The following is a 23,258-nucleotide window of genomic DNA, read 5'->3' on the forward strand; positions in this document are numbered from 1 at the left end:
CCTCGTCCTTTCTATTCTTTTAGAGTATGTGACCATTTATAAACAAAGGACAATACTATTTTTGTGAACGTAACCAGCTGTTCCACCTCTACTTTTTCATCGACTGCGTGTGCTTCTTCAAGCGTCCCCGGACCAAAAATGGCAGAGGGAATGCCTGCATCCGCCAGCCACCCTCCGTCTGTGACAGTAGGAGAAGTATTAATTTCTCCTGCTTCATGGGTGATTTCTTTAAAGGATTCCAGCAGCTGCAGACTGCCCGGGTGGTTGCTCTGAACTTCCAGGGAAGGGAATATTTCGCCTCTGTCTTCTATCATCGATTCTCCTCCCCAAATAAATGTCGGAGGATTCTCCCGAAGCCACGGGTCAGCCTCAGCCACTTTACGGAGATGATTTTCGACTTCTTCAGCCGCTGTTTCATGGGTCTCATCCGGATAAAAATGGACCGTAATCCAAAGACTGCATTCATCAGCTATAAATGCAGCATTTCTTCCTCCCTCAATGACTGCCGGGTTAATGGTATTCGTCCCAGGCTGAAACCCCGGATAAGTTTTTCGTACGGCCCAATCTCTTTCTAAACTCTGCAAACCCTCGATAAGTATCATCATTTTTTCAATAGCACTTGCCCCGAATTTTCCACCTCCGGCATGAATCAGATTCCGCCGCATGGCGTCATGATGTATCTGCTGGCTTTTCACAGTGACCCAGCCTGTAATAACGCCTCCCTGTCCCTGAATATTAAGATTGCTCGTATCTCCTACGAGTGCATAATCAGCAGTATATCCCCTTCGGCAGCATTGAAGTGTACCGGCCTCACCTACTTCTTCACCCACTACCGATTGCACAATAACGTCGCCAGGCAAATCAATTTTTAGTTCATGTAAAATATCAACAGCTAAAAGTATGCCTGCAAGCCCGCCTTTCATATCAGCTGCTCCTCTTCCGTAGAGCCATCCGTTTTTCACTGCCGGATCGAAAGGATCAAAGCTCCACTCCTTATGTGATACCTCCGCTACATCTATGTGTCCATTCAGAATTAAGCTGTTATACCGGTTCCCCTCTTTTCCGGTTTTTGTGCCTACTACGTTGGGATCTCCGCTAAAAACCTCCCATTTATCAACGTCCCACTGACGCTGCTGCAGATAATCCGCTATAAATTGTTGAGCATTCGCTGTATTACGGGCCGGGGGCGCCATCGTATTAAATCGTATTAAGTTTTTGGCTAAGTCGGTTAATTTCTGCCTGCGTTCTTCCACCAATCTTTCCCAATTTGGTTCTTCCATAAGCCCCTCCTAGTTTTTAACCTATATAAAAAGCCGCTTCTTTTAGAGAAGAAGCGGCATAAATAACCGGGGTGTCCCTTCTTTCTTCCCTCCGCCAGTACGATCTGGATCAGGTGCCAAGGGTCAAGGTACTTAAACCTTTCTCAGCCATCAGGCTCCCCTAGAAAGCATTAATTTCTTATTATTCAAACATATTTTGCAAAATGCTGCAAATAAGCAGGAGCGTGAAGCAGCCCTCCAGAGGGTATAATACAAGTATACGAAGGGAGCGTGATGAATCCATGAAAACCACAAATACCGACGTATGCATTGTGGGGGCAGGCCCCGTAGGCTTGACTGCTGCCAATACCTTAAGAGCACTCGGCATCCGCGTCCGGATTTTAGACAGAAAAAGCTCTATTTCTCCCTTTTCCAAAGCGTTCGGCATCCAGGCGCGAACTCTTGAAATGCTCAATCTGATCGGAGCGCTCCGTCCCTTTTTGAAGGAAGGCTTCCCCATTACTGATGCGGCTGTTCAGCCGGAAGGCAAAAGACCTTCCAAAGCCTCCTTTGCTTCGCTCGATACCCCGTTTCCCTTTATGCTGATGCTTCCGCAGTCAGATACGGAGCATATTTTAAAGAAACAGCTCCGGGAGGTCGGCCAGTTTATTGACTGGAACACCCACTGCAAACGGATTACCCAGTACAGTGACCACGCAGAGGTGGAATGCGCCACCGAAAATGGACACGAACTAATCCGCGCTTCCTATGTGATCGGATGTGACGGGCCTCACAGTACAGTCCGTGAGAACATGAACGTCTCCTTTCCGGGCGGCAAGCATGAAACAATCTATTTTCTGGGAGACGTCACGGTGGAAGGACTTTCACTTTCCAACGATATTTCTACATTCATTACCGAGCGCGGCGTAGCTGCTTTCTTTCCCTTCCGCGATGAAAAGTACCGGGTAATCACTATCGACCATGCCGAACAGAACCGTGAACACCGGGATGATCTCCCTCTTGAGGATCTTGAAAAAAGCGTGCGGCGTATTACCCAGCAGCCGGTGCATTTCCCCCATGCTTCCTGGCTGTCTCAATTCGGAACGTCGCATCATCAGGCAGACGCCTATCGTGACCATCGGCTGTTTCTCGCCGGGGACGCTGCCCACCTGCACAGCCCATTTGGCGGCCAGGGAATGAATCTCGGCATGCAGGACGCGGTCAACCTCTGCTGGAAATTGGCGTGGGTGCTGCGCGGCCATTCCCACCCTGCCCTGCTCGATACGTATGAAGAAGAACGATACGTAGTCGGACGCAGGACTATCCGAATGACAAATACGGCAATGCAGGTGATGACCCGCTCCCATACCCTTATTCCACGCCTCCTGGCGAACCCTGTAAGCATTCTCAGCAAAAGCAACTCGCTGCAGCGCCAGCTGACCCAGCGCCTAGCCAATATTGACATCAGCTATCAGAACAGGGCCTCACTTGCGAAATTCCAGCACCAGGGAGAAATGATTCCGGCCGGCTCCCGGGCTGCTCCGGCACGTGTTCTTACCACGGAGGGAGAACACGCAGACGTAATGGATTTTCTGCACATCCAGCAGTTTACCTGCCTATTTTATATCGAAGACGAGCAGGAGCTCCATCAGCTCGACGAAAGCATTCAGGAGGTGCGCCGGCAGTACGGGCCTTCCATTCTCATTCTCGTTGTTCAGCGCAAGGGCATACTCCGGGCCTCAAAGCCGAATATCCACCACCTGTTTGATTACCGCCGCGACCTTGCTGTCAAATGGAAACTCCCGACGTTTTCAGCTGTGCTCATACGCCCGGACGGCTATGTTGCTTTTGCCGAGCAACCGGTACGCACGGGACGGTTGATGAGAAAAATTCACACCGCTTTATACCAATAGCTTCCTCCACTCTAATTCTGTTTTCCGGCCGGCTGTGGATAATTTTCGAACGCATACCAATAGATGTCCACAAGCCGGTTCTTCCATTTAGTAAATTATTTATGAGCAATACCTTCAATCGAAGCAGGTGCTTCGATTTTTTATGTTTTTCTTTCGTAAGTCCCCGTTTATGCTGCTGAAATAAGACGATAATTTTTAGGCGGTACCGAACCCTGTGGATGAATCTGCTCCTGGCCTCTTTACTTTCTGATTTAAGCTGAAAACCATCCCCATTGTGTATATGTCTGTGGACGGTTTCGTCAGTTTTCTTCTTCTGCCCGTTTCCAGCAGAGAGCCTCTTGTTCGAGCTTCTGCACAACGATGTGCTTTTCATTCATATATTCTGACGGACTGTGCGGATACTGGGCAGCCGCCTGTTTTTTAATGCTTTCATATTCCTTCGCCTTTTTCGGGAAAGAACGTAAATAATCCCGGAGGGCTAGGTGACGCCCACTCCCATAGCTTTTCTTTTCAAACACGTGCACGTGAAATCGGCGAACTTGTTTCCCTTTATAATAAAAAGCCCTCCCCGCGATACCGTGCTCTCCTTTTCCTGTATATCCGAGTCCTTCAAGACGATCCATAATCCACCACGAAAGATCAGAGGTTTCAATTAAAATATCGATAATCGGTTTTGCCGCAAGTCCCGGCACACTTGTGCTCCCTATATGAAAAATATTATTTTCTGCTTCACCGGTTTCGAGCTCCAGCAGCTTTTGCTCATGGAGAAAATAGTCCCGCCACTCGCTTTTCCACGGGACGATTTGTATCGTTCGCATTGGATCACTCCTTAAAAAATCTTTGCTCTGTATAAACAATAGCATAAAAAACTGTCCTGGATTCCTCCAGGACAGCTGCTTGTTCTTACTATTCGGGAATGTATGGCAGGTCCTTTGTTTTCGGTACGTTGATGACATGCGGCGTCACGTAGCCGAGAAGGCCTTCCTTTCCGTATTCGCGGCCGATACCGGATTGCTTGAATCCGCCGAATGGATAGCGGACATCGAGCCCCTGCACAGCGGCGGTATTGATCATCGTTGTGCCTGCTTCAATACGGGCTGCCACTTCGATGGCATGGTCTTCTTCTCCCCATACCGAGCTTGTGAGGCCGTAAATGCTGTCGTTCGCCATTTCCACCGCTTCCTCCACCGTGTCATATGGCACAATAGGCACTGTCGGCCCGAACTGTTCTTCTTTCACAATGTCGTCCTGCTGGTCAGCGCCGAGCACCAGGGTTGGCTGCAGAAAGTAGCCCTGTTCAAACAGTTCGTTATCCACAACATGGCCTAACGGAATGACATCGGCGCCCTTTTCAGCCGCTTTATCCACAAGGTTTTTCACAAAATCCAGCTGTTGTTTGTTGTTGAGCGGCCCGGTCGTGACCTGCTCATCAAACGGACTGCCAATTTTCACCCATTTATTGGCTGCCTCCTGATACTTTTCCACGAACTCCTTGTACAGGGAGCGTGGCACATAAATACGTTTGGCAATCATGCAGATTTGGCCGGCGGTCAGGAAATTGGAGATGACCATGCGGCGCATTGCGCGTTCATCGTTTACGTCAAAGTCCGGCAGCACTACTGCGGCGTCATTGCCGCCAAGCTCGAGTGTCATATCCTTGATCGTATCCGCCGCTGATTTCATAATTTTCTTCGCTGTTTCCGTGCCACCGGTAAAAGCTATTTTATCCACATGTTTATTGGAAGTAAGCTCTACGCCGACTTCCGCTTCGCCGTGCACGAGGTTTAGCACCCCGTCTGGAAATTCTTTGGCAATCAATTCAACCACCAGGCTGACCGCATGCGGCGCAAATGGACTCGGCTTTGAAATAACCGTATTTCCAGTTAGAATCGCTGGAGCTATTTTGATCGTAGACAGGGCGATCGGGTAGTTCCACGGGCTGATCGCCGACACAACGCCAAGCGGTTCCTGGCGGACAATTGTCTTGCCGCCTTCGCCTTCATCCACCTGGTCAGCTATCGTTTCTTTGACCGTCTGGCAGGCATACTCCATCCACATGATTGAAACCGCCATTTCCCCGTGGGCGTCATAAACTGGCTTGCCGTGTTCCTCCGCTAATACCTCAGCGAGCTCCGGCGTACGGTCTTTTAGCATTTGAATTACGCGCTCCATCCGCTCGATGCGCTCTTCCACCGGCACTTCCTTCCACGCAGGAAAAGCAGCACGGGCTGCTTCAATGGCTTCTGCCGCCTGTTCTACTGTTGTTTTCGGCACGTAGGCCACGATTTTTTGCGGATCGGCCGGATTCTCTCTTTCCATATATTCGTCGGCGTCCACTCGTTTTCCGTTAATCCATGCATATAATGTCACTGATTCGTCTGCCATTCCCAGTTCCCCCTTAGAAACAATTTTACCTGTCACTTCATCGTAGCCTGCATGCCCTGATTATTCAACTATTTAATGCAGGCCGGCGACAACTGTCGCAAAGGCAGTTCCAACTACTATTTTTTTATAATTTGCTTGGTACCGGGCACCATTTTCCCTTTGCACATCGGGCATTCCTTTTCGTTTTCATTAGAGGCTTCGGACAGACGTATCCATGCCGGGCACATCGCTTCTTCACAGACAAGCGCATCAATTGTTTCCGTTTCCTGCTTTTCTCCGGTATGTGTTTCCCCCGGAAAGGCTTCGAGCAGAAAGCGTGACACTTCGACTTCCTTGCCACGGTAGAAGGCCGGCGAGCTGATGCACAGCTTCTGCTTCGCCCGCGTAATCGCTACATAGGCGAGACGGCGCTCTTCCTCAAGGGCCTGTGTCTGTTTGTTTTCCGCCTTTTCGCCATATAAAAGATCCTTCATCCGGTCAGCCTTTAGCGCAGAATCGTGCGGCATGATCGTTTCTGACGCGCCGATGACATATACGACCGGAAATTCCATGCCTTTGGCCCGGTGGATCGTCATCAGCGAAACGTGGTTCGCATCGGGATCCTTCTCGCGCTCCTTCATTTCACGGAACGTGCGGAGCATGTCGTCGACAAAGTATACAAACGATGAGACGCTCTCAAACCGTTTCGCCGAGGACTCGAGTTCATCGAGAGTTTCCTTTAGCGTTTCCTTTTTCATGCTTACCTGCTGCTCATCGGCCTCCAGATAGCCGTCGTAAAACTGGCGCCGCATTTGCCGGATCGCCGTTTCCGGGCGTTTTTCCTTCAGTTTCTGGATCATGCTCTGCCGCTCCTCCACCTTTTTACGCTGAAACGGGCGGATGCCTGGCATCTCTGTTAAATGAAGAAGCGGTTCGCTGCGGGGAGAAAATATCTCCTGCTCTTTAATGTGGCGCATGCCGCGTTCCCGGGAAATAAATAACGTCGGCACGACCTCGGGCATCGCCTCTATCAGCGTCGGATTCAGGCTCAGCCGCAGATAGTCCATCATAGCTTTCACCGGCCACTGCTCATAAAACATCTGGTTGCCGAGGGAATGGTGCACAAACGGAACATCCTGGGCTGTCAGCTGCTCAAAAATCGCACGGCTGACACTGATTGTCCGGTGCAGCACGGCCATATCGCGCCATTCGCATTCTCCCTCTGCCACCGCCCGCTTCATGTCCGCCACCACCTGCTCCGCCTCCTCATCAGTGGAAGCCGCCCGGAAATAAAACGGAGACGACGCTTCCGCATTCATGACCTGGAGGGTTTTGGTTTTCCGCTGTTTATTGTGGCGCACTACTTCGTTCCCAAGACCGGCAATTGCCTTATGGGAGCGGTAGTTGACGTCGAGCACAATGGTCTGTGCTTCCGGGTATTTCTGGTCAAACTCCAGAATAAATTCGTGCCGGGCCCCGTTAAACGAATAAATCGTCTGGTCATCGTCCCCCACTACGAACAAATTGCGGTGCTTTTCCACGATCATCTGCACGAGTTGGTACTGAAGATAGTTGGTGTCCTGGAATTCATCGACCATCACGTACTCAAACCGGTCCTGCAGCTGCTGCAGAAAAGCCGGGTCCTCGTCCATCATCGTTTTGGCCTTCATTAAAATATCATCAAAATCAATATAATTGCGCTCGAGCTTCCAGTCTTCATACGCCTGGCAGATGCGCTTTAACTGCTTTTGGCTTGTTTCTTTTTCAGGAAGATCCGCGACGGCGGTATCGTTCATTTTGTGATAGGACAGAAAGGATAAGACCGCTTCAGGCTGATAGACATCCTCAAGGCCCATGTCCTTCATCAAAAGCTTGACGGCCAGCTGCTTTTTCCGCTCGCTTGAAACAATTTCCTGTCGAATGCCGTGACGCCTGAGCAGAAGCAGGAAAAAGGCATGGAACGTACGCACCTGCAGATTGCTGGCTGTTTCACCGACACCCGGCAGGTTCATCACTCTCGTTTTCATTTCTTCTGCTGCTTTTTTGGTGAATGTAATCAGCAGAACGGATTCTGCCGGCACCTGCTTGACGGCCATTAAATAGCCGGCCCGGCAGACAAGCACCGACGTCTTTCCCGAGCCCGCACCTGCAAGCGCGAGCAGCGGCCCGTTTCCGAAACGCACAGCTTCGATCTGGGCTTCATTCAAAAAAATACCGTCCGCTTCAAGCGAACGAAAATAAAAGGCGTCAGTTTCCTGGTCTGATACGAGTTCTTTGCTTGTCCTGGCTTTTGCGATTGCTGCATATGGTACTTCTTCCCCGCTTACGCCGAAGGGAGTTGAATAAAAAGAAAATTCCCGCATAAGTTTCTCACCGTTTCTGTTGGATTGAGTATGTTTATTATAAATCGGGACAGCCGCTCTTGTATAGAGCAGGCAGTCACGGCCTGCTGAATATTATTTTTCCGCTGTTCTTTCCATTTTCATAAAATTGCAGTGCCTCTCTGGCTTGTCCGAGCGGATAGGTGTGCTGCACCGGTGGAAGCAGAAGCCTCCCGCTTTCCATCATATGAAACAGCGTCTGAAATACCTGCTGAAAACGTTCACCGGAAACTGCCGCATTCCAGTGCCTCAGATGAAACATCTTCCCTTTCACGCCCAGCGTCTCCGTTGTATACTCCCAGTCAAGCGGCCGGCCCGAGAGCAGCCCCAGCGCCAGTAATGTTTTCCCAGGTTTAACGCTCCGGGCAAGGGCTGTACCAGAGGCCCCTCCCACCATATCAACGGCCGCATCCGCTTTTTCTCCCTGCAAGACGCTCTCCAACTGGAGCGCTTCTTCTCCTTCCTTAGCCGCTATAATTTTATGGGCCCCAAGCTGCATCAGCTCGTTTATTACCGCTCTGCGGCGCACAAGTCCCACCACTCGAATATTCATACCTGCAGCCAGCTGAATCAATAGCCGTCCCATTACAGAATTAGCCGCATTGATAACAAGCATTCCAACGGAAGGAATCTTCAGCTTTTCGGTTAAAAGCACGTACGCCGTTACCGGATTAATATACATCTGGGCAGCCGTTTCATCAGAAAGGCTGTCCGGCACCGGCACGGCCAAGGCTGCCGGCGCATGGACCACCGTCTGCCATGTACCTTCTCCCCGCAGCGGCAGTACCCGTTGCCCCAGCACCCGCCGGCTCACTCCTTTTCCCACCCGTTCGACGACACCGACTCCTTCATAGCCCGGCACCAGCGGAAGCGTCACCCGGTGGGCATACCGCCCGTAAATGGGGATAAGATCCGAGGGGTTCACTGGAGACAGCTGCATCCGTACCTCCACTTCATCCGCCTTTAATTCCTTTTTCTCTTCAAGCCTTATACCCATCTGTTCAGAAGGATTACCGAAAGCTTCCACGTATGCTTTCATACTGATTGGAGTCATTTTTTCCCTCCTTTCACGTAATTGCCGTGGCACCTGCGATGTGCTACTCTTTGCACAACCTGTATTTCCAATTATAAAAATACGGTCACTAATTTTTTGAAAGCGTTCTTTTTAAAGGAGGGGCCACTTATAAGAAAAAATGTGAAGATGCAGACTAAAATCATGTTTCTCGTTGTCGGGCTGGTCGCTTTTATTACGATAAGCTCCTTCGGCGTATTTGCTTATTTAGAATATAATGATATCGAAGAAGAGCTTGGAGATAAAGCCTTAAGTACAGCCACCTACATAGCAAGCTCACCGGTCGTCCAGGGGGCATACGCCTCCGAGGACCCAAGCTCGGTGCTTCAGCCCTACGCTGAAAGGGTACGGGAGCAGGCCGGCGCAGAGTTTGTGGTGCTCGGGGATACGAACGGTATTCGCTACGCCCATCCTGATGAGTGGAAAATCGGCGAAGCCATGGTTGGAGGCGATAACGCCCGGGCGCTGGACCAGGGGCAGTCCTACGTGTCCACCGCCACCGGTACCCGTGGCCCCTCCCTTCGCGGAAAGGCTCCGGTTCGGAATAAAGACGGGGATATTGTGGGCATCGTTTCTGTCGGCTTTTTGCTCGAAGATGTGCGCGCTGCCATCTGGGAGCGCTTCGGCCTCCTGATTGTAGTAGCGCTCGTTCTTCTCGCTCTCGGCATCATTGGCAGCATGATGGTTTCAAAAAATATTAGAAAAGATATGTTCGGGCTCGAGCCTCATGAAATTGGCCAGCTGTACCAGGAAAAAGAAAGCGTGCTAACAGCCATCCGGGAAGGCATTATTGCGATTGATACAGAGGGGCGGATTACCATGATGAACGAGTCAGCCCGAAACATGCTTGCCATTAACGGGACGATCGAGGGGCAAAATATCCATTACGTGCTGCCTGACTCGGAGATGCCAAAAGTACTGAAGCACGGACAGCCGGAATACGACCAGGAATTAATGCTCCGCGGGGCTCCTTACATCGTTAACCGGGAGCCAATCACTATCAACGGACAGCTCGTGGGAGTCGTTTCTTCGTTCAGGGATAAAACGGAGATGATGCAGATGGCCAATACGCTTTCCGACATCCAACGCTATTCGGACAGCCTGCGCTCGCAAAATCATGAATATTTAAACAAGCTGTATGCACTGTCGGGATATTTACATCTTCGGAAATACGATGAAGCTGTACAGCTTGTGGAAGAAGAAACGTCCCAACAGCGTAAAACCCACTCCGTAGTTTTTCAACAGATTCATGACCCGACGGTGCAGGCGGTTTTGACCGGAAAAGCAGCACGGGCTTCTGAAAAAAAGACAGCTTTTCACATTAACAGCGAAAGCCGGCTCGGGTCTCTTCCGGTACACATTCAGAAGGTTCAGCTTGTATCTATTTTAGGTAACCTCATTGATAACGCCATCGATAGTACAGCTGGCTGTCCCAACCCGGAAGTGACTTTTTTTGTAACTGAGATGGAAGATGAAATTATGTTCGAAATTGTCGATAACGGGCCGGGGCTGCCAGGGGATATAGACATTACTGTACAGGGCACTTCCACGAAAGCCGGTTCTCAACCCAGAGGATACGGGCTATCCATCGTAGAAAAAACGATTAATGAACTAGAGGGCATGCTTGAATTTGGCAACAACGAAACGCAGGGAGCCTACTTTACGGTTTACCTGCCCAAAACGTTGCCACAAGGGGGAAGTTGATGATTCACGTTGGTATTGCCGAAGACGACTTTCGGATTGCAGATATTCACCGACAGTTGGTTGAACAAATTGAAGGGTTTTCCTGCAGGTTCACATCCGGCACCGCAAAGGAACTGCTCAACACGATGGAGAACACGTCGGTTGATGTGTTGCTGCTTGATATTTATCTGCCTGATCAGCTTGGCACAGACGTGCTCGGCCAAATTTTAGACCGGCACGATGCCTACATTATTATTATTTCGGCTTCAAATGATCTCGAACACGTGCAGAAGGCCTACCGCTCAGGTGTGATCGACTATATTATTAAGCCAGCTTCGCCGAAACGGCTTGAGGAATCATTGAAAAAATTCAAATTGCTTCAGGCCGCGCGCCCTCCTGAGAATATGACCCAGGAGGAGATTGACCGCTACTTCTCTTCATCTATCGCACCTGCCCTAACAGAAAATCAACTCGAAGTGGATCTGCCAAAAGGCATCGATGCATTCACGCTCGAACAGGTGAAAGAACACATCCAACAGGCAGATCACGGGGTAACCGCTGATGAAATGGCTTCTTTTCTCGGCGCCTCCCGTACTACTGCGCACCGCTATTTCAAATATCTGTTGTCTGCAAACGACATCGAGGTCCGCCCCATCTACGGGATCGTCGGGCGGCCAGAACGCAGATATTTTAAAAAATAACTCTTTTACCGGCTGCAGCCAGCACATGCAGCCGGTTTATTTGTATCCGTGACATTTATGAAATAAATACGATAAACGAAAGATATACATTTTAAATTGTAAACGGTTACATAATCTCTTTTTTTGGTTACGCTTACATTAATATAAAAAAGGGGGCTACATATTATGAAACATTCGAAATATTGGATCGGTGCCGGAATTCTTTCGCTCAGCTTGTTAAGTGCCTGTGGAAGCGGCAGCGGGGACAGCTCATCAGGCGGAGGTGGCGGGGGCGAAGAAAACTATGAGCCGGATTCCTCACTTGAAATTGTTGCACCTGCTGGCGCTGGCGGCGGCTGGGACACCGTGGCGCGTTCCGCCGCTGAAGGCCTTGAAAAAGAAGGCATCGTTGATCAGGGTATCGGCGTCGTCAACCGGGAAGGCGGTGGCGGAGCCAACGGCTGGTCCTACATTCATAACCAGGAAGGCAACCCCGAATATTCTTTTGTGGCTTCCCCTCCTCTACTGCTCGTGCCGTTGAACGGGCAGTCGGAATACAGCTATGAAGATTTCACTCCTCTTTCGAATATGATTGCCGACTATGGCGCGTTCGCCGTTACGGAGGATTCGGAATGGGATGATTTGAACGACCTTTTCGATGATATGAAGGAAAATCCGGATGATATCACCGTCGTTGGCGAATCTTCTCCAGGCAGCATGGATCATATGCAGTTTGCCAAAATTGCAGCCGGGGCCGGGGTTGACCCTTCTACCATCAAATACGTCTCCGCTCAAGATGGCAGCGCACTGACAAACCTCTTAAACGGCCAGGCTGATGTTTATTCTACGGGAATCACCGAGACAGTTGAGCAGGTGAGAGCCGGAGATGTTAAAGTGCTCGGCATTACAGCCGAAGAGCGTCTTGAAGGTGATACGGTCAGTGAATTTCCAACCGCCACGGAACAAGGCATCGAAGAAACGTTCGTTAACTGGCGCGGCTTTTTGGGGCCGCCAAATATGAGTGATGCCGAAGTGGCTTATTACGAAGAAACATTTAAGGAACTCAGTGAATCAGATTACTGGCAGGAAACACGCCAATCCTATGCCTGGGAAGAAAATTACATGGACAGCGAAGAATTTGAAGAATTTTTAGCTGAAGAAGAAGAATCCATGCAGGATCTCCTTGACCAAGTGGGTATTGACCGAAACGGAGATTAACAATTTACAAAGGGCTCTGAACGTTCTGCGTCCAGAGCCTTCCTATATTGAAAGCAGTCGAAAGAGGTGACATCTATGTTTCGCTCCGCAAATAAAATTATCAGCCTAATTTTAATCGTAACTGCCGTTTTTTATTTATATCTGGCTTTTCAAATTCCTGCTTTTGCTACAGGTATGATTACTGCTTCCACTATGCCGAAGGCAGCCGGTTTTTTATTGATTCTCCTCAGCATCTTTCTGTTTTTCATTAAAGAAGGCGAAGGTGAAGAAGACCGGGAAAAACGAAGGGAAGCCGGCCAGCATATTTTTTACTTAGGCGGCGTGGCGGTAATGATTCTTGTATACATTACTCTGCTTGAACCTATTGGTTTCATCTTAACGTCCACCATATTTATATTTCTGTGCAGCCTGTTCATGGGCTACCGGAAACATATCATCAATGCCGTTACATCTATTGCCTTTCCTTTAACGCTTTATTTATTGTTTACCCAGCTGTTAAATATAAGTTTGCCTCCGGGCATTCTGCCGCTGTAGAAAGGAGGTTGACCAAATGGGAACTTTTGACGGAATTTTAAGCGGCCTCAGTGTTGCTTTCAGTGTACAGGGAATGCTGTTTGTACTGATCGGCGTCTTCGCCGGAACATTTATTGGAATGATGCCCGGGCTTGGGCCGATCAGTGCGATCGCCATCATGATCCCGCTGACCTACAATATGGACCCCACCGTTGCTCTCGTCCTTATGGCCGGTGTGTATTATGGGGCTGTGTTTGGAGGCTCCACCTCCTCCATTCTCTTGAATGCTCCGGGAATCTCAGGCACCGTCGCCACCGCTTTCGACGGCTACCCAATGGCACAGAATGGCCAGGCAGGGAAAGCGCTTGCAATCGCAGCCATTTCCTCCTTTGCCGGCGGTACAGTGAGTGTTGTCCTTCTGATGCTGTTCGCTCCGCTTCTGGCAAGCGTCGCCATTGTGTTCGGCCCGCCCGAATACTTTGCCCTGATGCTGCTCGGGTTAACCGCTATCGCCAGCCTGTCCGACGGATCGACGATTAAAGCACTTATTTCGGCCGTACTCGGCCTCATGTTTGTGACCATCGGCATGGACAGCCAGACGGGAACGACGCGGTTTACATTTAACAATCCGAACCTGCTTGAAGGCATTGATTTTCTTGTTATCGCTCTCGGCCTGTTTGCGATCGCTGAAATATGCAACCTGATCGTAAATAGAAAAAAATCGATCAAAAACCAGGGGAACATTGGAAGTCTGAAGCTGTCCAAGCAGGACTTCAAAGAAATGAGCGGTCCGATGACCCGCCAGTCCTTCCTCGGATTTATTCTCGGGGTGCTCCCTGGCGCCGGTGCAACGATCGCTTCATTCATCGGCTATATTACTGAGAAAAAGATTGCCAAACGTCCGGAGGAATTTGGTAAAGGTGCGGTAAAGGGCATTTCCGCTCCGGAAACGGCCAATAACGCCGCTACAAGCGGTGCCTTTGTGCCTTTGCTCAGTCTCGGTATCCCCGGTTCCGGAACGACGGCCGTGCTGCTCGGCGCCCTGCTTGTACTGAACGTACCGCCGGGGCCGCTGTTAATTGAAGAACAGCCCGACCTATTCTGGGGCGTTATTATCAGTATGTATATCGGCAACGTGTTTTTGTTAATTCTGAACCTGCCGCTTATTCCGTATATTGCTAAAGTATTGTTAATCCCGCGTCCGATGCTGATTTCGCTTGTAATTATGTTCAGCATGATCGGCGTGTATTCCATCAGCTTCAACACCTTCGACTTGTATTTACTACTTGCTTTTGGCGTGCTCGGTTATTTGATGAAGCTGTACAATTTTCCGGCAGCACCGCTAATTTTAGCCTTTATTCTCGGCGGTATGATGGAGGAATCCTTCCGGCAGGCCATGACTATCGCCAACGACGACTTAACGGTCTTTTTCACCCGGCCGATTTCCCTCAGCATGATGATTGTCGCTCTTCTTTCCTTCCTTGTGCCAATCATTCGCCAGAAAAAAACAACTTCAGCATGAAAAAACCCGGAGCCCCCGGGTTTTTTTGCGTCATTTTTGCATTTTATCCATTATTTACTCCTTGTGGCAGTTTTTCATGTTTACCGCAGGGGTTCATTTCGTTAACCATTTTGAAAATTAAGTTGACAAATGGCTGATTTCTTTCTATCCTTAGAAATCAGTGAGGTGAACATAAATGCGTATACAAAAAATTATTTATACGGCTTTATTTGCAGCAATTATCGCAGCTTTAGGCATCGTTCCGCCGATTCCGCTGCCGTTCAGCCCAGTGCCGATTACCCTGCAGACTCTCGGCGTTATGCTGGCCGGCTCTCTGCTCGGCGCGAGATACGGCGGTCTCAGCATACTCTTGTTTGTGGTGCTCGTGATGATAGGCCTTCCCCTGCTCGCAGGCGGGCGTGGCGGGGCCGGTATATTATTTGGCCCAGGCGGAGGCTACATTTTGAGCTGGCCGCTCGGGGCGTTTATCATTGGCTGGATTGCCCATTCCTTTAAGAAACCGTCATTTCCAAAGTATCTGTCTGCTAATATTATTGGAGGGATTTTCGTCATTTATGCCGGAGGCGTTACCTATTTATCGTTTTTAATAAACATTCCGTGGACCACTGCCGCTATCCAGGCCCTGGCTTTTCTGCCGGGAGATATTTTTAAAGCAGTGGTTGCCAGTTTTGTTGCGGTCAGGCTGAACAAGCAGCACAAAATCAGGCTGTAACGCCTAAAGGAGAGCTTCTATGATCGGCCAGTCCATTGCCCGCTATGCTGCTTATGTGCCTGCCCAAACGGCGGTCGAATATTCGGATTATTCGATCAGCTGGCGGGAGCTGCATGAAACCATTATTCACCGGCAGGAGCAGCTCTGCGCAGCTGCCGGTACGCTTTTTCAAAAACAAGTTGCTTTTGCGCTTCAGGACCCTCTCGAGCAGCTGTATATGTTTTTTGCGATCGTGTCTGGGGGCGGCATCGCTGTCCCAGTGGATGAAATGCTGAACAGCAACGCCACAGCTGTCCTTCTTTCCTCTTCCAGGCCCAGCCTTTTCGTCGCAGATAGTGAAGCGCCCGGGTCGCCGGTCCCTTCCCTGACGCTTGAAGAAGTTACTCGCGCTGAAGGGCAGCCGTCTGCTCCCGCTGCGCTTTTCGGAGAAACGGATTTGTTTTATGGCGCGTGCACTTCAGGCTCTTCCGGCAGGCCGAAAATATGCCTGCGAAGCCATCGTTCCTGGCTGAAAAGCTTTGAAGCAGAAAAGCAGCTTTTCCCGTTTCGGGATCACGAACGTGTCCTGATTACCGGAAAATTGTCCCACTCTCTTTTTTTATACGGAACCGTCCGCATGCTCGAGTACGGCCACACCGTTGTTCTTCCTGTCCGGCACTCGCCCCGGGGGATTTCCCGGATGGTTGAGGAGAAACAGGTCACAGTACTATACGCTGTGCCTACGATGCTCCGCTGGCTGCTCAGTCACTCATTTTCTCCTTCTCCCTCAGTCAGGCTGATTATTACAGGCGGAGAGAAATGGTTTCCCGCTGACAATCCGAAAGCGTTTCTCCGTTTTCCTTCGGCCGCCCTGTATGAATTTTACGGCAGTGCAGAAACTAGTTTTATCAGCGCCTTAAACCACCGCGAGGAACAAGCCTCCTCTTCCTGTACCGGCCGTCTGTTTCCTATGGTCGAAGCCTCATCCTGCCCGTCTTCTGGGGAGCTGGTAGTGAAAAGCCCATTTTTATTCAGCGGCTATGCCGGAGAAGCCTCCTTTCACTCCCCCCGCGCAGTAGCCACCGGAGACATTGGCTCCGTCGATGAAGAAGGCTTTCTTTATATTACTGGCCGCCAGAGCGAAAAAATTGTCAGCCGGGGACGCAATGTTTATGCCGAGGAAATCGAGCAGGTGCTCACAAGTCATCCAAAGGTGAAGCAGGCAGTCGTTTTTGGTGTACACGACCCTTTCCAGGGAGAAAAAATCGCTGCTCTTTATACAGGCAGTCCTGCTGTAAGTGAATTGCTCGCATACTGCCGGCAGCGGCTGCCCGCTTATAAGATACCCGCATGCCTGCAGGCGGAAGGCCTGCCTATGCTTGCGAGCGGAAAAACAAACCGGCTGGAAGCAAAGAAATATTATAAAGCTTTATCTAAAGGAGAACGGTAATCATGGCCGAGCCTGTCTATATTATCGATGCCAAACGGACACCTGTACATCACATACAGGGTGCGTTTTCAAAGCTGGAGCCTGAACAGCTGACGGCGCCGCTATATGCACATTTTCAAAACCAGTTCGGGATAAATAAACACGTACCGGCAGATGAAGTTTTCATGGGAAACGCCGTCGGGCCCGGGGGTAATCTCGCCCGTCTCAGCCTTCTTGAAGCCGGCTATGACACTTCTGTTCCCGGGGTAACCGTTGATCGCCAGTGCGGCTCCGGGCTTGAAGCAGTACACCAGGGCTTCCGGCACCTGCAGGCCGGTGCGGCAGATACGGTCCTTGCCGGCGGGGTGGAAAGCGCAAGCCGGGCCCCGAAACGCTCCTTTTTCGCTTCAGATGCCTACCCGGTTTCCTCCACGCAGGAACGAGCCCGCTTTTCCCCAAAGTTTATCGGAGATCCTGATATGGGAGAAGCTGCGGAAACGACAGCGGAAGCTTACGGCATATCCCGAGCAGATCAGGATGCCTTTGCCGAACGCAGCTATAGGCTGGCATGGGAGGAGGCAGCAAAGCCGGACATTTCCCGGGAAATCATTCCGGTAAGCACCATTCAAGCAGATGCTTCGCTTCGTGTTCCAGATAAAATGAATAAACTCATCCGCCGTGCGCCCGCTGTTTTCCGGGAAAGCGGTACGGTTACCGCCGCCAATTCCTCCCGTATCAGTGACGGAGCAGCGCTCACGCTGATGGCAACCCGGTCGTCCTGCCGGCAGTACGGACTGAAGCCCGTGCTCGAACTCATCGATGCCGTGGCGGCCGGTGTTGACCCAAACATGCCGGGCATCGGCCCGGTGCCTGCTGTAGAGCGGCTGCTTAAGCAAAACCGGATGTCTGTAGAAGACATTTCTGTATGGGAATGCAACGAAGCATTTGCCTCCCAGGTTCTCGCTTCCGCTTTGCAGCTTGGCCTTCCGCCGGAGCGGCTGAATATAGCCGGCGGCGCCATCGCCCAGGGGCATCCATACGGTGCTTCGGGAGCAATTCTCGTTACACGCCTGCTCCGGCTGATGCAGAACAGCGGCCTCCCGTTCGGCGTAGCTATGATTGGCATAGGCGGCGGGCTCGGGCTCGCCAGCCTGTACCGGCTTATATAAGGGAAAAAGCCTGCAATCATCTTTGAATGATTGCAGGCTTTCTTTTACTGCAGCACAGAACGCAGCAGCGTATAAAGGTTATTTTTCGCTTCAAAGCCGACGCCGGGCACCTCAGGCAGCTGCACATAGCCATTTTCCACCGGATAGTCATCGGCAAAGCCGCCAAATGGTTCAAAAACACCAGGATAGGATTCATTACCGCCAAGTCCCAGGCCGGCTGCAATATTAAGTGACATTTGATGGCCGCCATGAGGGATACATCTTCTCGATGACCAGCCATTCGCTTCCAGCATATCGAGCGTGCGCATATATTCCACCAGGCCGTAGCTGAGAGCACAGTCAAACTGCAGATAGTCGCGGTCTGGCCGCATACCGCCGTAGCTGATCAGATTCCGGGCGTCCTGCATGGAAAACAGGTTCTCTCCCGTGGCCATCGGATGAGAATAGTAGCGGCCCAACGTGTTTTGCAGAGCGTAATCGAGCGGGTCTCCCGCTTCTTCGTACCAGAACAGACCGTATGGCTCGAGCGCTTTAGCATAGGCAATGGCTTCATCCAAATCGAAGCGTCCGTTTGCGTCTACTGCAAGCTTTCCTGCATCGCCGGTGACATCAATCACAGCTTCGATGCGCCGGATATCCTCTTCAAGTGGCACGCCGCCTATTTTCATTTTCACCACCGAATAGCCGGCTTCCAAATACGTACGCATCTCCTGCTGCAGTGCCTCGTTTCCTTTGCCAGGCTGATAGTAGCCGCCGGCCGCATACACGAATACACTACTGTCTGCTTTTCCTCTTCTATACCGTTCGGCAAGCAGCTGATGCAGCGGCTTTTCTTCAATTTTAGCTACCGCATCCCAAATGGCCATATCGATGACGCCGACAGCCACCGAGCGTTCCCCGTGGCCGCCGGGCTTTTCACCGGTCATTAATACGTTCCAAATTTTAAAGGGATCCAGGTTGGCCCCGTCGTCGTCTGTAATCTCCTGTTCAGAGGCTTCAAGCAGGCGCGGGATAAACCGCTCGCGTAAAAGCCCGCTCGGCGCGTACCGGCCGTTGGAGTTAAACCCGTAGCCTACGACCGATTTGCCGTTTTTTATGACATCGGTTTTGACCGCTACGACGGAAACATTCATTTTACTGAAATCAATAAACGCATTACGGATATCCGATTTGATCGGCACCGCCCGCTCTTCTACTTGAGTAATTTTCATGACGGGGCCTCCTTAGTTATTGAGAAAAGCTTCCGGTACAGTGGTTAAGTCTATGCCCCAAAGCGTCGGCAGAACCAGATAAACTAATGTCGTAATCAGTATTATCGCAAATATATTCAGGAAGAAACCGTTTTTCACCATGTCGATGATTCGTATTTTTCCGCTCCCGAAGATGATGGCGTTTGGCGGCGTACCAACCGGCAGCATAAACGCACAGTTCGCAGCCATCGCACATGGCACCATCAGCGCAAACGGATGCACTTGAATGGCAATCGCAAGGGAAGCCACCAGTGGAATAATCATCGTGCCTGTTGCTGTGTTGGACGTAATTTCTGTTAAGAACAATACGAGCGTGGCAGATACAAGGATAACGAGAATAATATTTACGCCTTCAAGAATAGTTAAGCTGTTACCAATCCATTCGGCAAGATCCGTGTTACTAAAGCCGGCAGCAATTGCCAGCCCACCGCCGAACAGGAGAAGAATGCCCCATGGAATCTCTCTGGAATCTTTCCAGACAAGCACCCGCGGGTCTTCTTGTTCTTTTGTGGCAGGCACCAAAAACAAAAGCACCGTAGCGATCATGGCAATACCGCCATCACTGAGGCCGGCGACTCCGACTACTTCCTGCCAGAAGAATGAACGTGTAATCCACATTACCGCGGCAAATACGAACACGGCCATAACAATTTTTTCTTCGTACTTCATTGCTCCAAGCTTTGTTCTTTCAGCCTGAATCATATCGCGGCCGCCCGGAATATTCGAAAAGCCGATATTGTAAACAAAACGCGTCAGATAGAACCACACCATCAGTAAGAAGACGGCTACGATCGGCGCGCCGAACATAATCCACTGTGCAAAGGAAATCTGCTGGCCAAACAGCTCTTCTGACTGCGCAGCCAGAATACTGAGCGGCGGCGTTCCAATCAGTGTACCGAGCCCGCCGACCGTTCCAGCGTAACCAACACCGAAAATAAGCGCTTTTTCGAATTTTTTCACTTCTTTTTCGGAATCCTGTTCTCCTTTAAGAGCTTCCGACACCTGATACGTGATTGCAAGCGCAATTGGAAGCATCATCATCGTGGAGGCTGTGTTGGACACCCACATGGACAAGAAGCCTGTAGCCACCATAAAGCCCAGAATAATCCGGTTGGTGCTTGTACCGATAACCGCGATGATAAACAGCGCGATTCTCTTATGTAGATTCCATTTTTCCATTGCGTAAGCAATGAAGAAACCACCTAAGAATAAAAAGATAATATCATTACCGTAGGAAGAAACAACCGTATCCCCATCAAGTGCCCCGGTGATCGGCAGCAGAACAATCGGCAATAATGAAGTTGCCGGGATCGGAATTGCTTCTGTAATCCACCAGGTGGCAATCCAGAGCGTGGTGGCAAGAACTGCTTTTCCTTCATAACTCAGCCCGGAAGGATCTAAAAATAACATGGTAATCAGAAATAATAATGGCCCTAAAATAAGTCCTACGAGCTGTGGACGTTTGTAAGAAGGGCCGTGCCCTCCGCTGTCTCCCCCGTCATTTCCTCCTCCATCATCACCGCCGCGGCTGGTATTGCGGCCTGCAGTAGAAGGATCCTGTATTTCTTCTTCCTTATGACGTGTTGGTGACCGGTCCGTCTGAAACACATTCAGCAGTTTTTTTGTCTGCCGATGGGAGTTCCATAATGATTTCCACCCGGACGCAACCGTATTCTTCATCCTTCTCACCTCTATTTTCAGATTATTGAAAGCGCTTGCTGACTAATATAATAAAGTTTTGATTCTTTGTATACATTTTGTAAGTAAGCACATACTTTTGTAAACAAAATAATCAAAACTAACAGCCTTTTCTCTTACTTTTCCATCCAGTCCTTAAGTATTTCCACCTGCTCCGGTGGCATCGTATATTGTTGGAGCGGTCTGCCGCTTCCCGCATAATTCATTGTTATTTTAAGCACCCCTTCGCCTTCTAAAAAGGCGAGATACTTTCGCACAGAAACTCTTGAAATACCTGTGCTTTCTGCAAGTCCCTGTGTAGTGAAGGTGCTGTCGGCATACTTTAGAATCTCTTCGCCGACATTCCGGAAGGTTTCCGTCGTCAGTCCTTTAGGCAGTTCGTGCTCCTCCCGGGTCCCCTTGTTGGCTAAAAACAACTGATCGACGTCGTCCTGGCCCCATTCCTTTTTTGCCCCGGAGGCCTTCTGCCATTCCTTTACATTTAACAATGCTTCCCGAAAACGTTCAAAATGAAACGGCTTGATTAAGTAATCCGTACAGCCAAGTCTTTTGGCTCGCTGGAGCGACGACGTGTCGTTGGCGGATGTAATTGCAATGACATCCACCGGGATCCGTTCTTTTCGCAGTTCCTCCAAAAGATCAAGGCCGTTTTCTTTACTTAAATATACGTCCAAAAGCACAATATCAATCGCTTCTGCCTGAAGCATCTCTTTTGCTTTCGTCAGGTTTTCCGCATGGCCGGCTACGTCAAACCCGGGAACACGCTCGACATACATGCGGTTAAATTTAGCTACCATTGGATCGTCTTCAACCATTAATACTTTCATTTCAGTTCTCCTTCTTCATGGGTATCTGTACGTCAAAGGCTGTGCCCTCGCCTGGCTGGGAATTAATAAACACTTCTGCTTTCAAAGTATCGAGCGAACGCTTTGTATTGTACATCCCAAAGCCGCGGCCTTCCCCTTTCGTCGAATATCCCCGTTCAAATAGTTCTGCCTGCGTCTTCTCGTCCATCCCCCGTCCATTATCCTCGATCTGAAAGCCAAGATAGCTGTTCTCCTCGTAAATATGCATAAATAAATGAGGGGACGGAGTGTGGTTCATGGCATCGCGGGCGTTATCGATCAGGTTGCCGATAATGGTGATCATATGGTCGGTCCATTCAGGATCAGCCATCGCCGGCCACATTCCGCTTCCCGAGAGTTCCACTTCAATGCCGTTTTCCTGCAGGTTGGAAATTTTATTCATTAAATATCCTGCAAGCACCGGATCTTTTACGTATGCAGTTACCCACCCGACCTCCTGGCGATAGTTGCTCGAAATACTCATGACATAGTCGTCGAGCTCTTCATACGATTCTGTCTGGATCATTGCTGATATCACGTGGAGCTTATTCATAAATTCATGGGACTGGGCCCGCAGCGTTTCTGCATACGTGCGGGCGCCGGAAAGCTGTTCGACGAGGCGCGTCAGTTCGTCTTTGTTTCGGAAGGTAGCCACCGCCCCAAGCAGCGTCGTATCGGAAACCACCGGCATACAGCTAACAATAATTTCTACCTCATCCAGCTGCTGGATCTGGTCAAGCTCCCGCTCTTTCGTCTGCAGCACTTTTTTTAGAAGAGAATCAGAAAAGAAATACGATATGTCTTTTCCCATCGGATCCTCATCAGCACCGGCTTCTGCAAACAGTTCCCTGGCCGCCTCATTGGCCAGAATTACCTTGCCGCTGCTGTCCACAGCAAGCACACCTTCCCGCACGGAAGACATAATCGCCTCCCGCTGCTCAAGCACCTGCGATATTTCCAGCGGCTCGAGCCCATGCATGGTTTTTTTAATACGGCGGGCTAGCCAGAAGGCGCCAAGGACACCAGCTGCCAGTCCAATACCACTCCCGAGCACCAGCGTTTTCTGGTCTGCCCAGATGTCCTCCTGGATGCTGTCAGTCAGAATGCCCACTGAGGTAACACCTATCTGCTCTCCCCCAGCCGTTACCGGCACAAAAGCCCGCATGGAAACACCGAGCGTTCCTTCAGCCGTGGATACATACGTCCGGCCATTCAACGCCTCTGTCTCGTCTCCCCCGGCGAATTTCTTTCCGATCCGGTCCTCGCGTGGATGCGTATACCGTACGCTGTTCATGTCCATCACAACAATGTATTCCATATTCGTCGCCTGCTGAACTTCCCTGGTATATTCCTGCAGGCTTGCTCCCTGCTCACCGGCACGTAGGGCTTCGGCTGCTTCCGGCGAGCGGCTGACCGCCTGGGCAATATTTAATGCCTTCTCTGCCTGCTGATCCCGGACATCGTCAGCCGTGTCCACAGCAACAATGATACCGGTTATACAAAGCGCAATCAGCATAACTGCAGAAATCAACAAGGTAATCCAAGTTACGAGCTTCAACGGTTTTTTTCTC

18 protein-coding genes and 1 riboswitch are annotated in these 23,258 nt (G+C 50.4%); of the genes, 9 read left to right on the forward strand and 9 right to left on the reverse strand.

The genetic code is table 11. The annotated features are described in order from the left end of the window. Window positions 1-11: 11 nt before the first annotated feature. Window positions 12-1,280, reverse strand: a complete 1,269-nt coding sequence (locus ACTTK6_RS00395) for an acetylornithine deacetylase (RefSeq protein ID WP_094907543.1) — start codon at window positions 1,278-1,280, stop codon at window positions 12-14. Window positions 1,281-1,349: 69 nt separating this feature from the next. Next, window positions 1,350-1,452: riboswitch (TPP riboswitch) on the reverse strand. Between the two features lie 109 nt (window positions 1,453-1,561). Here ACTTK6_RS00395 and ACTTK6_RS00400 point away from each other — a divergent pair. Further along, window positions 1,562-3,172: an FAD-dependent monooxygenase gene (locus ACTTK6_RS00400; protein ID WP_462832310.1), complete on the forward strand. Its 1,611-nt coding sequence runs from the start codon at window positions 1,562-1,564 to the stop codon at window positions 3,170-3,172. Between the two features lie 299 nt (window positions 3,173-3,471). Here ACTTK6_RS00400 and ACTTK6_RS00405 read toward each other — a convergent pair whose 3' ends face one another. From ACTTK6_RS00405 to ACTTK6_RS00420, 4 genes are all read right to left on the reverse strand, one after another. Continuing rightward, entirely contained in the window at window positions 3,472-3,990 is a 519-nt protein-coding gene (locus ACTTK6_RS00405) for a GrpB family protein (protein WP_462832311.1), read from the reverse strand. 88 nt (window positions 3,991-4,078) lie between these two features. Next, complete coding sequence (locus ACTTK6_RS00410) at window positions 4,079-5,557, reverse strand: aldehyde dehydrogenase family protein (RefSeq protein WP_462832312.1); 1,479 nt, start codon at window positions 5,555-5,557, stop codon at window positions 4,079-4,081. A gap of 116 nt (window positions 5,558-5,673) precedes the next feature. After that, window positions 5,674-7,899, reverse strand: coding sequence for an ATP-dependent helicase (locus tag ACTTK6_RS00415; protein WP_094907547.1), 2,226 nt, complete (start codon window positions 7,897-7,899; stop codon window positions 5,674-5,676). A gap of 76 nt (window positions 7,900-7,975) precedes the next feature. Beyond that, entirely contained in the window at window positions 7,976-8,971 is a 996-nt protein-coding gene (locus ACTTK6_RS00420; RefSeq protein ID WP_462832313.1) for a zinc-dependent alcohol dehydrogenase family protein, read from the reverse strand. Window positions 8,972-9,118: 147 nt separating this feature from the next. Here ACTTK6_RS00420 and ACTTK6_RS00425 point away from each other — a divergent pair, with 147 nt between their 5' ends. The 8 genes from ACTTK6_RS00425 (at window position 9,119) to ACTTK6_RS00460 (ending at window position 17,894) form a co-directional block, all read left to right on the forward strand. Further along, window positions 9,119-10,693 (forward strand): ATP-binding protein, encoded by a 1,575-nt coding sequence (locus tag ACTTK6_RS00425; protein ID WP_462832314.1) that lies wholly within the window; start codon window positions 9,119-9,121, stop codon window positions 10,691-10,693. Next, window positions 10,693-11,373 (forward strand): response regulator, encoded by a 681-nt coding sequence (locus tag ACTTK6_RS00430; RefSeq protein WP_462832315.1) that lies wholly within the window; start codon window positions 10,693-10,695, stop codon window positions 11,371-11,373. The genes ACTTK6_RS00425 and ACTTK6_RS00430 overlap by 1 nt, the downstream gene beginning before the upstream one ends. A 165-nt stretch (window positions 11,374-11,538) precedes the next feature. Next, window positions 11,539-12,570: a tripartite tricarboxylate transporter substrate binding protein gene (locus tag ACTTK6_RS00435; protein ID WP_462832316.1), complete on the forward strand. Its 1,032-nt coding sequence runs from the start codon at window positions 11,539-11,541 to the stop codon at window positions 12,568-12,570. 75 nt (window positions 12,571-12,645) lie between these two features. Continuing rightward, window positions 12,646-13,104 carry a tripartite tricarboxylate transporter TctB family protein gene (locus ACTTK6_RS00440; RefSeq protein ID WP_462832317.1) on the forward strand — a complete coding sequence of 153 codons (459 nt, stop codon included), beginning with the start codon at window positions 12,646-12,648 and terminating at the stop codon, window positions 13,102-13,104. Window positions 13,105-13,120: 16 nt separating this feature from the next. Further along, complete coding sequence (locus tag ACTTK6_RS00445; RefSeq protein ID WP_462832318.1) at window positions 13,121-14,605, forward strand: tripartite tricarboxylate transporter permease; 1,485 nt, start codon at window positions 13,121-13,123, stop codon at window positions 14,603-14,605. A gap of 175 nt (window positions 14,606-14,780) precedes the next feature. Next, entirely contained in the window at window positions 14,781-15,317 is a 537-nt protein-coding gene (locus tag ACTTK6_RS00450) for a biotin transporter BioY (protein WP_094907550.1), read from the forward strand. 19 nt (window positions 15,318-15,336) lie between these two features. After that, window positions 15,337-16,746 (forward strand): AMP-binding protein, encoded by a 1,410-nt coding sequence (locus tag ACTTK6_RS00455; RefSeq protein WP_094907551.1) that lies wholly within the window; start codon window positions 15,337-15,339, stop codon window positions 16,744-16,746. A 2-nt stretch (window positions 16,747-16,748) separates the two neighbouring features. Further along, complete coding sequence (locus ACTTK6_RS00460) at window positions 16,749-17,894, forward strand: thiolase family protein (protein ID WP_079474900.1); 1,146 nt, start codon at window positions 16,749-16,751, stop codon at window positions 17,892-17,894. A gap of 44 nt (window positions 17,895-17,938) precedes the next feature. On the opposite strand, the gene ACTTK6_RS00465 is transcribed toward ACTTK6_RS00460, so the two are convergent. The 4 genes from ACTTK6_RS00465 to dcuS all read right to left on the reverse strand — a co-directional run bounded on the left by ACTTK6_RS00465 (window position 17,939) and on the right by dcuS (window position 23,245). Beyond that, the gene (locus tag ACTTK6_RS00465; protein ID WP_094907552.1) at window positions 17,939-19,105 is read right to left on the reverse strand and encodes a mandelate racemase/muconate lactonizing enzyme family protein; all 1,167 of its coding nucleotides are present in this window, start codon (window positions 19,103-19,105) and stop codon (window positions 17,939-17,941) included. Between the two features lie 12 nt (window positions 19,106-19,117). Further along, the gene (locus ACTTK6_RS00470; protein WP_094907553.1) at window positions 19,118-20,824 is read right to left on the reverse strand and encodes an SLC13 family permease; all 1,707 of its coding nucleotides are present in this window, start codon (window positions 20,822-20,824) and stop codon (window positions 19,118-19,120) included. Window positions 20,825-20,958: 134 nt separating this feature from the next. After that, on the reverse strand, window positions 20,959-21,669 hold the full coding sequence (locus tag ACTTK6_RS00475; RefSeq protein WP_079474897.1) for a response regulator: 711 nt from the start codon (window positions 21,667-21,669) through the stop codon (window positions 20,959-20,961). A 1-nt stretch (window position 21,670) separates the two neighbouring features. Beyond that, window positions 21,671-23,245 (reverse strand): DcuS/MalK family sensor histidine kinase, encoded by a 1,575-nt coding sequence (gene dcuS, locus ACTTK6_RS00480; RefSeq protein ID WP_233133177.1) that lies wholly within the window; start codon window positions 23,243-23,245, stop codon window positions 21,671-21,673. Between the last annotated feature and the right edge of the window lie 13 nt (window positions 23,246-23,258).

It is taken from the genome of Marinococcus salis, from assembly GCF_054971365.1.

What these genes read in the sequence shown, in the direction of transcription:
- ACTTK6_RS00450 (WP_094907550.1), top strand. Translation starts at nt 14,781, where the DNA reads ATGCGTATACAAAAAATTATTTATACGGCTTTATTTGCAGCAATTATC.
- ACTTK6_RS00440 (WP_462832317.1), top strand. Translation starts at nt 12,646, where the DNA reads ATGTTTCGCTCCGCAAATAAAATTATCAGCCTAATTTTAATCGTAACT.
- ACTTK6_RS00455 (WP_094907551.1), top strand. Translation starts at nt 15,337, where the DNA reads ATGATCGGCCAGTCCATTGCCCGCTATGCTGCTTATGTGCCTGCCCAA.
- ACTTK6_RS00430 (WP_462832315.1), top strand. Translation starts at nt 10,693, where the DNA reads ATGATTCACGTTGGTATTGCCGAAGACGACTTTCGGATTGCAGATATT.
- ACTTK6_RS00395 (WP_094907543.1), bottom strand. Translation starts at nt 1,280, where the DNA reads ATGGAAGAACCAAATTGGGAAAGATTGGTGGAAGAACGCAGGCAGAAA.
- ACTTK6_RS00475 (WP_079474897.1), bottom strand. Translation starts at nt 21,669, where the DNA reads ATGAAAGTATTAATGGTTGAAGACGATCCAATGGTAGCTAAATTTAAC.
- ACTTK6_RS00405 (WP_462832311.1), bottom strand. Translation starts at nt 3,990, where the DNA reads ATGCGAACGATACAAATCGTCCCGTGGAAAAGCGAGTGGCGGGACTAT.
- ACTTK6_RS00460 (WP_079474900.1), top strand. Translation starts at nt 16,749, where the DNA reads ATGGCCGAGCCTGTCTATATTATCGATGCCAAACGGACACCTGTACAT.
- ACTTK6_RS00420 (WP_462832313.1), bottom strand. Translation starts at nt 8,971, where the DNA reads ATGACTCCAATCAGTATGAAAGCATACGTGGAAGCTTTCGGTAATCCT.
- ACTTK6_RS00465 (WP_094907552.1), bottom strand. Translation starts at nt 19,105, where the DNA reads ATGAAAATTACTCAAGTAGAAGAGCGGGCGGTGCCGATCAAATCGGAT.
- ACTTK6_RS00410 (WP_462832312.1), bottom strand. Translation starts at nt 5,557, where the DNA reads ATGGCAGACGAATCAGTGACATTATATGCATGGATTAACGGAAAACGA.
- ACTTK6_RS00470 (WP_094907553.1), bottom strand. Translation starts at nt 20,824, where the DNA reads ATGAAGAATACGGTTGCGTCCGGGTGGAAATCATTATGGAACTCCCAT.
- ACTTK6_RS00400 (WP_462832310.1), top strand. Translation starts at nt 1,562, where the DNA reads ATGAAAACCACAAATACCGACGTATGCATTGTGGGGGCAGGCCCCGTA.
- ACTTK6_RS00435 (WP_462832316.1), top strand. Translation starts at nt 11,539, where the DNA reads ATGAAACATTCGAAATATTGGATCGGTGCCGGAATTCTTTCGCTCAGC.
- ACTTK6_RS00415 (WP_094907547.1), bottom strand. Translation starts at nt 7,899, where the DNA reads ATGCGGGAATTTTCTTTTTATTCAACTCCCTTCGGCGTAAGCGGGGAA.
- ACTTK6_RS00445 (WP_462832318.1), top strand. Translation starts at nt 13,121, where the DNA reads ATGGGAACTTTTGACGGAATTTTAAGCGGCCTCAGTGTTGCTTTCAGT.
- ACTTK6_RS00425 (WP_462832314.1), top strand. Translation starts at nt 9,119, where the DNA reads ATGCAGACTAAAATCATGTTTCTCGTTGTCGGGCTGGTCGCTTTTATT.